At 38.9% G+C, this 15,029-nt stretch carries 9 protein-coding genes; 2 read left to right on the forward strand and 7 right to left on the reverse strand.

What is annotated here, in order from left to right; all coding sequences use genetic code 11:
* Positions 1-30 precede the first annotated feature (30 nt).
* Positions 31-951 (forward strand): S1 family peptidase, encoded by a 921-nt coding sequence (locus AAEU30_RS16245; protein WP_421961396.1) that lies wholly within the window; start codon positions 31-33, stop codon positions 949-951.
* A 172-nt stretch (positions 952-1,123) separates the two neighbouring features.
* Here the strand turns inward: AAEU30_RS16245 and AAEU30_RS16250 are convergent, their stop codons facing one another.
* On the reverse strand, positions 1,124-2,011 hold the full coding sequence (locus AAEU30_RS16250; protein WP_421961397.1) for a LysR family transcriptional regulator: 888 nt from the start codon (positions 2,009-2,011) through the stop codon (positions 1,124-1,126).
* 149 nt (positions 2,012-2,160) lie between these two features.
* Here AAEU30_RS16250 and AAEU30_RS16255 point away from each other — a divergent pair, with 149 nt between their 5' ends.
* A complete protein-coding gene (locus tag AAEU30_RS16255; RefSeq protein ID WP_421961459.1) occupies positions 2,161-3,333 on the forward strand; it encodes an MFS transporter in 1,173 nt (390 codons plus the stop codon).
* A 333-nt stretch (positions 3,334-3,666) separates the two neighbouring features.
* Here AAEU30_RS16255 and AAEU30_RS16260 read toward each other — a convergent pair whose 3' ends face one another.
* From AAEU30_RS16260 to AAEU30_RS16285, 6 genes are all read right to left on the reverse strand, one after another.
* The gene (locus AAEU30_RS16260) at positions 3,667-5,358 is read right to left on the reverse strand and encodes a hypothetical protein (protein WP_421961398.1); all 1,692 of its coding nucleotides are present in this window, start codon (positions 5,356-5,358) and stop codon (positions 3,667-3,669) included.
* Between the two features lie 141 nt (positions 5,359-5,499).
* On the reverse strand, positions 5,500-8,064 hold the full coding sequence (locus AAEU30_RS16265; protein WP_421961399.1) for an endo-acting ulvan lysase-like protein: 2,565 nt from the start codon (positions 8,062-8,064) through the stop codon (positions 5,500-5,502).
* A 52-nt stretch (positions 8,065-8,116) separates the two neighbouring features.
* The gene (locus tag AAEU30_RS16270; RefSeq protein ID WP_421961400.1) at positions 8,117-9,334 is read right to left on the reverse strand and encodes a glycoside hydrolase family 88 protein; all 1,218 of its coding nucleotides are present in this window, start codon (positions 9,332-9,334) and stop codon (positions 8,117-8,119) included.
* Between the two features lie 290 nt (positions 9,335-9,624).
* On the reverse strand, positions 9,625-10,494 hold the full coding sequence (locus AAEU30_RS16275; RefSeq protein WP_421961401.1) for a hypothetical protein: 870 nt from the start codon (positions 10,492-10,494) through the stop codon (positions 9,625-9,627).
* A gap of 176 nt (positions 10,495-10,670) precedes the next feature.
* Entirely contained in the window at positions 10,671-13,490 is a 2,820-nt protein-coding gene (locus tag AAEU30_RS16280) for a family 78 glycoside hydrolase catalytic domain (RefSeq protein WP_421961402.1), read from the reverse strand.
* 141 nt (positions 13,491-13,631) lie between these two features.
* The gene (locus AAEU30_RS16285) at positions 13,632-14,888 is read right to left on the reverse strand and encodes a glycoside hydrolase family 88/105 protein (protein ID WP_421961403.1); all 1,257 of its coding nucleotides are present in this window, start codon (positions 14,886-14,888) and stop codon (positions 13,632-13,634) included.
* Between the last annotated feature and the right edge of the window lie 141 nt (positions 14,889-15,029).

The following is a 15,029-nucleotide window of genomic DNA, read 5'->3' on the forward strand; positions in this document are numbered from 1 at the left end:
TGCAATACACAAAAATTAAAAGGAATAATAATGACTCAGGTTTCAGCCCCACAAAATGACGCAGTAGTTCTTTCTACAGTTCGCATTTTAGCGGGTAAAAAGGGAAGTCCATCAAGCTCAGTTGGTACAGGTTTTTTCTATCGAGCTGACAACGGTAATATTACTAATTCAAGAGTAGTTATAATGACCAATAAGCATGTTGTAGAGGGAAGTGATTATATCAACTTTACAATTACAAGCAGTAATAACTTGTACGAAATGGGCAAAGGAGGGCAACCCGCTAACAGAAATGATTTAACTCACCATGTAGATATAATTCGTAATATTTCCCCAGAGATTGATAACTATTTTCCACATCCAAGCGACGAAATCGATTTATGTGCTATTGATATATCGAGTATTTTTATGTCTCGACTACAGAATAGTTCAAAGGTTAGAGCTCATCTAATTGACAGCAACGACTTAATGACAGAGGACGAAGAGGTTACGGTGGCGCATGTTGAACAAATAATGGTTTGCGGATATCCAACAGGTTTATGGGATAGCACCAACAACATGCCAATTAGCCGAGTTGGTCATACAGCAACTAATATGCTGACAGATTTTAACGGTAAGAGAGAGTTTTTGGTGGATATGCCAATTTTTGGCGGTTCTAGTGGTTCGCCAGTTTTTCGTTATGAAGTGCCAATGTATAAAACTTCCGCTTCCAACTTAAGTCTTGGTGGCCGTATAAAACTTGCAGGCATTATTTGGGGTACTTTAAACAAGACTCAATATGGGGAAATAAAAATATTTGAAGTTCCTACCGGTGAAAAACCAATGGCTGCATATCAAACAAACTTGTCGTTAGGTATTGCGCACCCTGCATCAACTATCAAAGAGCTAGCTTCTATAATTGGAAATCGTATTAACGAGGTACAATCATGTGAACCAAACTTAATCAAGAGATAATTTTGTAGAACTAAAAAACAAATATGAAAGCTGTGATTGTTTCTTCCTCGCTCAAACCCATTTTGGACAAATATGAGTTAGAGTCGACGGGCGGTTCTGTATCAATAGCGGAAGTTGGTTACTAAATATAGAAAGACAGCTTTGATTCGAAAGCGGACATAAACATCAATCATTACAATGTTAATCTCGGCCTGATAAATTCAATAAATGCAGTAACCCTTTCTGCAACCGCTGAAGATTTATAGTAAACAGCATTTACTAATTCACGATCAGTACCAAATAGCCTATATGGCTCCAGAAGCGATATTAGCCGACCTGATGCAATATCGGTATTAACCATAAAGCCAGATAAACAAGTGATACCGCTTCCAGATAAAGCTAGCTGGCGAATGGTTTCTCCATTACTCGCTGTTATAGTCGGATTTACATTATTCAAGCCTTTTATAGGCCATTGATTGAGTGATTTGATATTTGAGAAACCGATTAATTTATGACTTTTAAGGTCATCAGGCGCTTTTGGCAAACCATTTTGTGCAATATATTCAGGTGATGCGACAATAAAAAGCGGGCTTTTTCCTAAGGCGCTAGCATGTAGAGTTGAATCTTCTAGTTTGCCAATTCTTATTGCTACATCAGTGCGTTTTTCAATTAAATCAACGATCCCCTCGTTAGAATTTAGTTCAATCTCTATTTCAGGGTAAGCCTTAGTAAACGCACTCATATGGGGTGTTAATTGGTGAAATATAAAAGGACTCACAGCGTCGACACGCAATTTACCTTTTGGCACTTTTCCTTTAATAATAAGGTCTGACTCCGCACTTTGGATTTTTTGTAAACCTATGCTCACAGCATCAATAAATTTTTTCCCTTCATCTGTCAGCATCACTCGCCTAGTTGTTCTAATTAAAATAGCTGTGTTAAGTGCTTTTTCTATTTTAGTCACTGAGCGTGATATGCGAGCTACCTGAATATTAAGTGCATCTGCTGCGGCAGAAAAGCCACCAAATTCAATGACGGCTAATAAAAGTTCTAAGTCATCAGATCTTGTTTTTAAATTCAAATAAACCTCATTTATTACAAAAGTATTTTGTAAATAGCACTATTTATCACAAAAGTTTATCAGTTAATAATGACTTCAACAAATAAAGGAAGCGATTAGATTTTTCGCCTGACTTTATATCGTTTAAATAAACTTATTTGGAGATAATGATGCCTCTTGCATTGATAGCATTAGCGCTTAGCGCTTTTGCCATAGGAACAACAGAATTCGTGATTGTTGGATTACTTCCAACAATGGCACAAGACCTTAATGTATCAATCCCTTCAGCAGGCTTACTAGTGAGTCTTTATGCTTTAGGAGTAGCTATAGGAGCACCTGTGTTAACAGCGTTAACCAGCAGATGGAATAGAAAACATGTATTGCTATCAGTTATGGGTTTGTTTGTTATTGGAAACTTAGTCGCTTGGCAAGCACCGAGCTTTGAAGCACTGGTAATAGCCCGAATTCTAACAGGGTTAGCACATGGTGTTTTCTTTTCAATAGGGTCGACTATTGCGACAGGTTTAGTTCCTAAGGAAAAAGGCGCAAGTGCTATTGCGATTATGTTTACAGGATTAACAGTAGCTTTAGTCACTGGAGTTCCTCTAGGTACTTATATCGGTCAAGTTTTTGGCTGGGAGGCGACTTTTTTAACTGTGTCTATTTTAGGCTTATTAGCCATGATTGGTAGTGCCATATTAGTTCCTAATAATTTAAAACAAGCTAATCCCACTAACATTACAGCACAGTTAAAAGTATTAACTCACCCTCGATTACTATTAGTTTATGCAATTACGGCTATTGGTTACGGTGGAACTTTCATCGCATTTACTTATTTAGCTCCGATCCTAAATGAAGTTAGTGGCTTTGATTCAAGCTCTGTTGCCTTGATACTTTTAGTTTATGGTGTGTCAGTTGCTATTGGTAATATCTGGGGTGGTAAAATGGCTGATAATTTGGGGCCAATTAAAGCTTTAACAATAATTTTCGCAGGTCTTGCTGGTATATTATTTATGTTGAGTTATACCGCTTACCACCCTATTACAGCTGTGTTTACTATTTTGGTTTGGGGAGCATTTGCCTTTGGGAATGTTCCAGGCTTACAGGTATACGTGGTTAAGTTAGCTGAAAAACACACACCAGATGCAGTAGATGTAGCATCAGGATTAAATATCGCTGCCTTTAATGTTGGTATTGCAATTGGTGCATGGGGTGGAGGGAATATTGTCGCTGAACATGGCTTAATGAATACACCTTGGGTAGGCGCTATTGTTGTTTTAGTTGCGCTTGTATTAACACGTTATAGTGGAATGCTTGATAGAAAAGTACGAATTAAAATTTAGTTAAAATCTATCCCCGCTTTCCGTCTAGGTAAGTAACAACAGAGATTATAAAAGCAGGCTTAGTGAAAAAATTAGGTTTGCTTTTGACTTTGAGTTGCCGCTAGTAACTCATAAGCTAATGACAGCTATTGGCTAGTTGCTGCCATCAAAAGCTTAACGGTTAAAGTCCGCACTTCGGCTCTGTATGTCTCAGCTCAAAAGCAAGCTAGAGCGACAGTCTATACTTCACCATCCTAGTCTCTTAACTTTTACCAAAATCATAAAAGCGCTACCTCAGTAGCAGCGCTCATTTAAGTAATCTATATCAATAATAAACAGTGATATTTATACAAGTTATGAAACGGGACGAAACTTGCCTCCACTCCATAAGTAAATACGTTGCGCTGAGCCTTTTTTAACATTTAGTAAAACAGCTACGGCAGTCCCATGCTCTTTTTTGACCACGTTCATTTCAATTCTTGATTTAGCCAAACTTAAATGTGTTTTATCAATACGCCAATTTTGAGCATCGGTGCTTATTGCTGTGGCAAAAGTAGAAAGGCCTTTGGCATCTTTATAAGTAACTGCTGCGGTGTATTGATCTTGCTCTTTACTTAATACTTCAAGCTTCAAAATATTGGTTATAGTGTTGTTTTTACTATCTACCAAGGTTCTGTTTACAGTGCCTGGCATGGGTTGACTGTGTGTCCACTGTCCATTTTTGAACGATGTTATGCGCCATTCTCTGTATTGCTTGGTCCGTGCTTGGTACGCAACTGCAGGCGTGTTATCACCTAACATTATTGGGGTGGTACTAAATGGTGTTTCTTCTCGTTGTGTTGAGTCAAAGGCCAGTGTCTTTTTGTTCGCTTTCGCTAACGTGATAGGTAATGCTAACTTTTCATTTTGCGCGTTATAAAACGTATCTGTTGTGGTATCGAGCTTCATATAATACGAGTTTATACGACCATAATTAGTTTTGTTGTGAACCTCAAGGAAGTTACATTCGTGCCATAATGAGCTAATAGCAATTTCTGTATCCGACACTTTTTTTGGTGTTATATAAAATGTATCGACGTTGATTGGGTTATGCTCTTGCGGTGTCGGCACAGTAATGGTGACCGGTTTATTAAACGTTTGCTTGCCGTGTTCCATTTTATAATAAACCCAAGGCGATTTGTGTGTTCCAACCCGGGTGAACAGGTATATATCGCCATTGGCCATTTTTTCACTGGCAGTATACGATGCAAACGGTGTAATGTCGTTTACATATACAAACTTACTAATGTCATTTGGTTTTTCTGACATAACATGCAGCATTCTCCCACCAGCATGTGGGGTGTCTATCGCAGACGGATTTAAACCGTCTTCACGCTCTCCTCCATGGCCTCCGTAAATGATATGAAAATAGCCTTTACTGTCTTGCTCAATGATTGGCCGACCATGACTATCAATTTTCCTGTCGCCTTTTGAAAGGGTACTTTCTGCCGCTTTATAAGGCCCATCCCATTGATGAGTGTTAAGATCATAACTGGCGATATAAGGGTCGGTTAGATGCCCTTGATAGGTAATAAATACCTTATCGCCGATAACATCATGCCAGCCCGTATGTGGGTTTCCTTGCAAGTTATCTGTAAAGTAGCCCTCTGGGAGTGATGGCAGTGATGAAGGTAATGCTTTTTTCGGCCCTAGGTCTTCAGGTGGGAGCGTGTAAATTTGGTGAAACGTTTTTCCTTGCGTGTATTTATTATAAATGGCTTGGTATTCTGGGTAAGCACCGTATAAGTATTGATCTATTCTCCAGCGCCAATACTCGCTACTCTCTAGATTATTCGGCTCAACTTGATTTTGCAGTGTTGCAAATACCTTATCTGTTGCAGAGTATTTTTCGATAAGCTCTGCCCTTTCATTCATAAACGATTGCTCGCTAGTCGTAACTGAATTAGATGAACAGGCTGTCGTTAAAATACTGGCGGTTAGAGCTAAATTTAAAATTATTGTTTTTTTACTTAGTTTAATCGCTTTGAAGGATGCTGATAATTGCATAATGTGTGTCTCGGTATGTTGTGTAGATAGTGAGTCGCAATGAAAGTATTTGAATCACACTCACTAGCGTTTCATTGAGTGTGATTCGCTATTGTTACTTATACGAACCACACTCTTTTTTAATGACGAATCATCAAGTTGTTATAATTTCAAATAACCTGATCTTTCATACGAGGTATTAAGTGAGTGATTTTTGTATTTCACGCTTTTACCATGACCTATATACATGTCGACAAGTTGGTTTTGCTCATCTGTAGTGATAACAGCAAACTTACCTTGAAAATAAATACCTAACTTTTTGTCTTCGTATTTATCATTTATATTTTCTTGCACAATGATGTATTGCGTTAGTGGTTTATTATTCACTGAGGCACTTACTTTCACGCCTTTAAATACACCTTTAGAGTAGAGTCTTTCAACAGACGTTAACGCATAATCTTCGCCTTCTGTAATCGATTCATATGCAACAGCAAAAGGGTTACTCCACGTTTCACCTTGGTGGCGCATTACAAGTGTAGGGAGTGGCTTTTTATTATAAGGTGCAGACGCGCCATAAGCTTGCGGTGCTTTTACTGTAGTGAGTTCAATATCAAGCCCTGCAGGGATCAATGCTCGCATTGAGATTGATTTATCTGAAAGCTTAGAGGCTGTGAACGTAGCCTCATATTGTTCTGAAGATGCTTTAGCTGTCTTAACATCTTCAAAGTAATGCCATCCAGGATGTTGATAATCTTTATGTTTCACCCAGGGGATTTCGCTAGAAGCTTGGTAACGCTTTGGCTCTGCAACTAAGTCCACGTTTTGGTTTTCTGATGTTACTGTTAATGAATCACCAATGTTGTGATACACATAATCGTGAAACTCATCGTTATAGCTACTTTTTGCTCTGAAAATATCAAGATAATAACCTTTGGTATCAGAAAGTTTAATTAAAGCTAAAGTACGCTGGTGGTCAGCAGGTGCTACCTTATTAAACTCATCATAGAATGATGAGGTATTGAATGAGTATTTATCTGAAACACCTTCTTCGCCTGCTGTAGGCTCCATAGCAATAGATTGCACGCGGTTAATACCTAAATTGATCCAATCACCGCTAGAAGCAGATGCACCATTACTAATTACTGAATTATGCGCTGCAAATAATCGATAATAGTTTTCATGAATTGGGGTTCTGTAAGTGCCTTTACCACCATCAACGCCAAGTACATGACCTTGACCATATAGCTCCATGTCCATACCTGAAGCATGACCATGAATATATGAACCACCGGCAACAAACGCCATCAAGCTATTTTTAACAGGGTTTTGTGTACTGATATTTCGTTGAATATTCATTCCTGCGTACTCTAGACGCTTAGTTCTAGGACGCGGCGGTGCTACATCTACTTTTTGAGTACTTTGAATTTCTTTTACTGACCATAATAGTTGTAATGGTGTGTAGTACGGGCTAGGTCCGTAAGAGCGATTGTGTAAGTGGCCGCGATCATATGCTCCTGCGCTTATACTTGATGCCAAATAGTTACTAAAGTCATCAATCTGCTTTTCATTATTATTTAATTTTGCCAATAACAGTGACATTTCAAGTGCTGAATACTCTGGTTTATAGGTACGGTGGCCATCACCAATATAAGGGTATTCGTTATTTGGGTATTGCAGATCATAATATGACGTAAATGCTGCAGGAATATTGGTGTATTTTTGTCCCAATTTAAGAGTTGGGTCGTAGCGGTCTAGTAAAGTCATTAAATAAACAGAGAAAGCTGCTACATGTTTAGAGTATTGGAAAGATTCTGGCCAAATATCACCTTCATTTTCAAATTTTCTTGCAACAGTATTTAACGAAGCTTGGTGTTTAGTATCTACATGAGTGTAATACGGTAGCTTTTTAGCTATTTCTTTAGGATCATCTAACGCTAAGATATTGTGTACTAGGCTTGATGATTCTAATACCGGCCAATTCGAATCTAGCAGGCCTTTATTTAGTGCTAACCAAACATAAGTTTTAAACACCTGTTGTGCTTGTGTGAAATCAAACGATACGAGGTTATTTGATTGTAAGTCGTAAACTTTACCACCTGATTTTAGGTATGGATAAACAAAATCATAAATAATTGGTAATTGCGCACCAATAACACGGGCTTCGTAAAGATGATCCCCAGGGAACATCCAACTTGAGTTCATTGCACCTTCTTTATGAACTTTCATTAGCGTTAATGCGTTGGTATATGTATTGAGAATATCGGCACCACAGGCTGCGTATTTATCTTCCTGAGTTAAATAATACATGACACCACAATCAACACCGTCTTGAAGAGCTTTAATAACTTGCGTTAATTGTTCTTTGCTACCGCCACCTTTCACTCGAAATAGTGGCAATATTGGTGCCTGAGACTTATCTTCATTCCAAATTAATGGCAACTCTTTCAGTGGTTTTAAGCGCTCTTCTTTATTAAGAGCAGCGATTGGCTCAACACGATGCTTAAGCTCTTTAAATAGTGACTTAGCCCAAGGCTCTGTTTTTATTTTATTTAAAATCTCTGAACGTTCAGATTTCTTAACCCATATAGATGGGCGCTCTATTTCCTTTGCCGACACTCCAAATGTAATAAGCGTCAGTAAAAAAATAAAACAAATAGCGACTACGTTAGAACTCAAGAAATTACGCAATGGTATTTCCCGTTTAATTTTGCTGTCTATTACAAACATTGTCGGGTGTTCCTAAATAATTGTGTGTTTATTGTTGTAAGCGTATTCATAGTTAAATTGTATTTTTACAACGATTGAGTGCTTCTAAGTAGTAATAATCGCCATAATTTAATGCCGCATTAAGTTCTTTACCTGCTGGGTAATGACCCGTTGCCTGCTTTAACAAAAAGTGGCCATTTTCACCTTTGGCGGCTAAATATTCTGGTGAGCTCAGGCTATGTAACATTTTCATTGCGGCTTTGCGATAACGTGTTGCCTCATCTTTTTCTACATAATTTGCTAACTCTAGCAGCCCACTAGCTAGTAAAGATGCTGCTGAAGAATCTCGATAATTAATCACATCAGGATGTTCAGGCGCGTCGTAATCAAAATATGGGACCAAATCCTCAGGCATGTTTTTATGAGTGAGAAGATAATTAACGATATTACGAGCATGATTCAGAAATTTTTCATCTTTTGTATAGCGATAAACCATTGTATAACCATACGCGCCCCATGCTTGGCCGCGTGACCAAGAAGAATCATCTGTTAGGCCTTGAAAGGTTTGTTTTGACTGTGGCAAGCCGGTATCGCGGCTATAATTAACTAAATGATATGAACTGTAATCATCTCGGAAGTGGTGCTTCATTGTTACTGTGGCGTGGCTTACTGCGGCATCGTAATATTTTTTATCGCCAGTCGCTAATGAAGCATTAAATAACAACTCTAAATTCATCATATTATCAATGATCACTGGGAACTCCCACGTCCCCCAACTCCATGAGAAGGTTGCACCAATATCCGGGTTGTAACGCTCCATCAGTGTTTGCGCTGTACTTACTAAAATAGGACTATAATTTTTATTTCCAGTTAATCTTAACCCGTTGCCAAAGCTATTGTTCATAATAAAACCCACGTCATGCGTTTTACGGTTGAACTGCATATCTTCTAACGCGTTAGTCCAGTGAGTCGCTGTATCTAGCCAACTTTTATCTTGACTGTGCTCGTACATATACCAAAAGCTGCCAGCTACAAAGCCACTCGTCCAACCCATAGGAGTAATAAAGTTAACCTTACCATCACTGAACGAAGTCGGTATTTTATTTGGATTTGTATAAGCTTTTCTAAAGTCGTCTAATTGCAATTTTGCTTTATCGAGTGTGGCGCTACAAAACTGAGCACTTTCATTTAAAAGAGCTGCTTGTTTACTATTTTTTTCAACGGCATCACATGCAGGTAGCGCAAGCAAAATAGCCAAAGCCATAGTGCTTTTAGTTATTATTTTATTCATTAATACCTCTTTTAAAGTCAAACACAAACCACAAATTAACGTATGTGGAGCAGTTAAGTAACGTTTGAATAGAACACCTTAATGATTGATATTGACTCATATTGATTGCTAATGTCAAATAATAAATCATTTAGCTACATTTTTATTACAAGGTGAGGTGAAGTTTTGGTGATTTTTGTCGTTTATAGATTCGGAGCAATCTGATTTGATAAAAAACCTAGCGCCGTTCTTAATGACGCTAGGTTGCATCTATTGCCTATATAAGGCTTTGTTAGATTTAAGTGAATTGATTAATGCATTGTTACGCCACTTGCAAAGAGCATAATATCGTCTGTGACTTCGCTTCGCCCAACATAAATTCCCCAGCGAAAACCAATCTCTTCAGTGCGCTCCCACTGACCGTAACCAACTTTTTTATTATCGATGAATACTTCGTAATCCATGCCATTGTCTCTTACACGGACATCAAACCCTTTTCCATTCATATTCTTCGCTACGATATACTTTTTATTCCCAATTTCAGGCTGCTCTTTACGTGGTACATACCAAATATTACCGTGCTCATCTAAGCGGATCATGACAGACCAATGGTCTACGTTATTGCCTTTAGCCTGAAAAATTGAGCACATATGCGGTAATGCGCATCCAGCCGATTTGATAATAGTGAAACGCCCTGCCCACTCTCGCCAAACACCTTGGGCAGGTGCCCATTTATCTTTCGTACTAAAGCTTTCAATACGTGCTGCATTTTCTCGTTTATTACGAAGGTTTTCTTCGCCCTTAAATAACCGAAACACTTGAGTGTTACCGTCTTCTTGGTACCAGCGTGTCCACCGGTCAAATTGGTCGCGACGAATTGAGGCATGACCAACAGTATGAATGGCCAAATTATCTTGAATTATTGGGTTGTTCGCATAAGGGCCAACTTCTACCAAAGCATTATTAACATCAACTTTTGATCCCTTGTAACCTTTAGTTGTATTTGTGTGATGGGGTTTTAACCCTTCACTGTCTTTAACTGTTTGCCAACTAGGATCATCACCAACCTGTGTATATAGCGGAGCAGCTTTAGTTTCTAATTGCACATTTTGTTTTTGCGCATTACAAGCACAGAGTGTTAAGACTGCCGCGATTGGAATTAATACTTTACGGATAACCATTGTTCATTACCTTTATTTTTTGTGTATGAAATTAATCTTCAGGTTTTGTTCTACTAGTAAATACATCTCAGATAGTGACACTTTACGAATTTAAACACTTTAGTAACGGTAACAAGGTTGTGAAAATACATTCACAACGCTTTTATACCGACACCTATCGAGTATGTTAGTAGTAACTAACGTTTAAACTCAAAGGTATATTTACCCGCCTCAAAAAGCCCTTTCGGCTTATCAGGGAGTGTTACGTAAGCACTGCTGTTATTAGGAATTTCAAAGCTCCATTTGATCAGGCCATCTTTTTGAACCCATTTACTTTTGATTTTTCCATAACCCGTTTGATAGCTAACATCAACCCACTCTAGGTTTTTAGGAAATACTGGGCGAAGTTCAAATACTTGATAACCAGGTTCGTCATCTAAAGGTCGGATCCCACCAAGCCCCTCAAAGAACCAGCCATCATATCCACTATGAAATGGATGATTTAATGAACGCCCAGGCGCATTACGACGCTCTGGATCTAAATCTGGGTCTAACACCCCTTTTCGCTCCCATAGGGTGGTCGCATTTAGCTTTTCAAACTGATATGAATAACCAGGGTAACCATCTTCAGTAAAAATATTAAAGGCCGTATCACCATAGCCAAAATCACTTAAAGCTAAGTACAAATAGGTTTGACCTAGTGCACCTACAGAGCCATGACCATTCCAGTCTTCGACAACATCCATATTAAGTGCATCAGCTATTGATTGACGTAAGTGCACTGGCGCAATACCAAAGCGCAAAGCCATAGCATCTGCTGTTTGGCTACCATAGTGTTTAGTTTCAGGGTTATAGAACTCTTTGTTAAATTGCGCGCTTATTGATTTAAATAAACTGGTGTAGTGTTTTGCTTTTTCAGGCTCATTCACTAGCTCTGCAATTTTACTCATTAAGTCTGAACCGTGAGCAAGTAATGCTGAACTTGTTATGGTTGGTGACGTGTGTTGAGGATTACAGCGCTTTCTGCCCATTCCAGGCTCTAATACTGGATCACACCAATCGCCATAACCTATACGCAATAAACCTTTGTCTATTTTACTTTCAGCTAGCTCCATGTATTCAACTAAGCTAGTAAACTGCCCTTCTAAGACTTGTAAATCACCATGATGACGATAATGCTCCCATGCAATGATGATTTCAGCCACAGCCCAGTCAAACTTGTCGCCATGCGTACGCTTACCTGGAACGACGGCAGGCGCTTCAAACGTTGCAGTTTTAAAGTCACCTAAGTATTTTTGCCAAAAGTTGTCCATATTAAAGTTATAGTTACCAGTGATCAGTGCTGCATGCGCATCACCAGTCCACCCAGCACGCTCACGAATAGGACAATCCATAGGAACGGCCATTAAGTTACTTTCGTAGCTCCATAACGCCATATCATGAATACGGTTTAGAAGCTCATTCGAGCTGTCAAAAGTGCCTGCTATTTCTACATCACTTCTGACTAAGTGAGCAGTGATTGCGTCAATACTCGGCGCTTGATCAAGGCCTGTTATTTCTAAATACCTAAAGCCATGCCAAGTAAATTCAGGTGTCCATGTTGATTCATTGTTATCAGCAGCGATATAACCATCTGCCTGTTTTAATAAAGGCGCTCCGCCACCTGTTTTTTGGCTTATATTGCCATCAATATCAGCCCATTCAGCATATCTAAAATACACAGCCTGTCCCTTGCGCAACCCTAACTTATCTAAGTTAAATGTTGGCACGCCAGTAAAGTTTTGCCCAAAATCGAGTACCCATATGTTTGGTTTAGGCTGAAAGATTTTTTGCACTGTCATTTTTTTAATAGGCCGTATAGGCGGTAAAAGTTGTGGTTCAAGCTTTTCAGTGGGCCACTGTGCAAGGGCTTGTACTGGCTTCCAGCCTGAGAGGTTTTCTGAATTTACATTCCAGCGCTTAACTGCTTTATTTGCATCATATAACTCCCCTGAAAAAACCCCTTCCTTTACCACTGGTGAAGGATGACTTACCCAGTTCTCATTTGATGTTACTAACTGCGTGGAGCCATCATTATAGCTAAGCTCTAATTGTGCAATAAATTTAGGTTGGCCATATGACAATGTTTTTGAGGGGCGGCTTTTTGAGGCATCAGGATTTTTCCAGCGGCTAAAAGCAATGCTTTCATCATACCAACCACTACCTAAATGAACAGCTATCGTGTTATTACCCGGTAACAGGAAGTTAGATACCTCATCGGTATTGTAAAGAATACGCTTATCAAAATCTGTTTGTCCTGGGTCCATAATACGGTCTGAGACTCTCTGACCATTAAGGTAAATCTCGTAATAACCAGCGGCTGTGCTGTGAAGCTTAGCTTTAACTATTTTCTTACTATTTTGGGCTTTAAAAGTATGACGAAATAAACTCGCTGTTGGCTGTGCCTTAACTTGCCCAATAACCAGTTCTTGCGTTTTCTTTTTTTGCTTAGTTAAGGTTGGTACATCCTCAGGGTGAAGGCCTGTGGCGTACAGCGCCCATTGATTAACATGCTCAGTAACAGGTGTGATAACTTGTTGTTGTACTTGCAGCCATTTAGCGTGCCAATCACTTTCATTAAGAAGCCCCACTTCCCAAGTGCTAGGTTTACTCCAAGGACTAGCTCTCTCTATACCAGATTGCCAAACTCTCACGCGCCAATGAGCAGTTTCATCGGTATTTAATGTAGCGCCTTGATACATAATATTTATCGATTTTTTTGCTTTAACCTTCCCGCTATCCCAAAGTAGAGAGTTTGAATCAAACTGGCTGTTCCGGCTTACCTGAATCTGATAGTGGGATTGGCTTTTAATATTTGCATGCCATGATAACTTCGGATGACTATTATGAACATTTAACGCTTGCTCTTTACCTTCAACTAATAAATTACTTGGTTGAAAGATCAAACTTTCTTGGTTTTTCTGGGTATTACATGCTGACAATAGTATTACAAAAAAAAGAGGTATGAATATTTTCATTACTGAGTACTCTCAATAGAGCTCTTCACTTTATCTAGGCCATGCGAATAAAAAAATTCCTATTAATAAATATTATTAATAGGAATAAAACTTAACTCTCAGTTGAGGTAAAGTGAAGGGAATCACATTTTTAAGAAGAGCTTAATCTTCCCATTTAACCATTTCGGAAGCAGCTAAAAGGACAGCCCCAACGCCATATAATTGTGAATCAGTCTTTTTAACTGGGTCGGGTGATTTACCAACATGCTGTACCCAATTAACACGACCACTAGGCTCTACTGCCTCTTCAATTGCATGCCACCCTTTTTCAACAATCTCTTTCGATTTTGCATCAGTTAAAATCCCATTGTTAACGCCCCAAGCGAGGCCAAAGGTAATAAAGCCTGTTGCACTGACTTCAGGAGTTTTAACGATATCAGGGTCCAATAATGATGCAGGCCAATAACCATTATCACGTTGTAGCTTCATTAAACCCGCAGCATTCTTTTTATATAGCTCGATATAACGCTCTCTTGAGGGATGACCAGCAGGTAAATCGTCAATAATCAGTGGAATTGCTGCAAATACCCAACCATTACCTCTTCCCCAAAATACAGGTTTACCATTTTCGTTTTTCATATCGAAATAGCGACTGTCTCGGAAAAACAACCCGTATTTATCAGAAAACAAATAATCTGCACTTGCCCAGAATTCCTTATCTGCGTATTCAAAATACTTCGGGTCACCGGTCACATTGCTTAACTTTAACCACGTTCTTGGTGCCATATATAAGGCATCAGCCCAACACCAACGATCTTGGCAATTTCCTTCAAAGTGAGCACCGTTTTGAGTTGTGCTAGTTTCATCCAGCATTTCTAAGCCAACTTTAGGTTGATTAGCTAAAATCTTATCGAATAATTCTTGTGTTGGCTTATAAGCATCTTTATTACCTGTCTGCTCTGTTAACCACAAATAAGTTTGACCTATTGTGTGATCATCAGCATGGTAAGGGCGATCAAGTAGCAACTCATAGTTTTGCTCTTTCGCCATTTCATCAATGTAACGCAGGTAGTCTTTATTGCTCGTTGTTTCAGCCCAACGAGTCAAACCAATATAAAATGATGCTTGAATCCAAAATTTAGGGTTTTCTGACTTTGCACGATGAGATTCAGGTATATAAGATAGATTACCAAGTTGCTCTAATTGCCAATTGGCGGCACGGTCAGCAACATCTCTTGCAGATACAACAATAGAGTCTGCTTTTACACTTGAGTTAGATTCCAATGTAGCTGCAGCCTCTACAGTCTCTTCTGCAGATGAATCCAATTTTGCTTGAGTAGCACTACCAGATTCTCCGCACCCAGTTAATAGTAGACTGACAGTAAGCGGTATCAATGCTAACTTAATCTTTTTATTCATATTAAATCCTAATTATTATTGTGTGTTCATCACGAAAGCTGTCAGCCTTACGTATTGAAGTGTTGATAAGAAATAAGTCATTCATCATGATTTATCTCTGCACTAACCCTTATTAACGTTGAGGGTACTTATTTATAAAAA

Source organism: Pseudoalteromonas mucoides, assembly GCF_049257175.1.
Classification (GTDB): Bacteria; Pseudomonadota; Gammaproteobacteria; order Enterobacterales; family Alteromonadaceae; genus Pseudoalteromonas.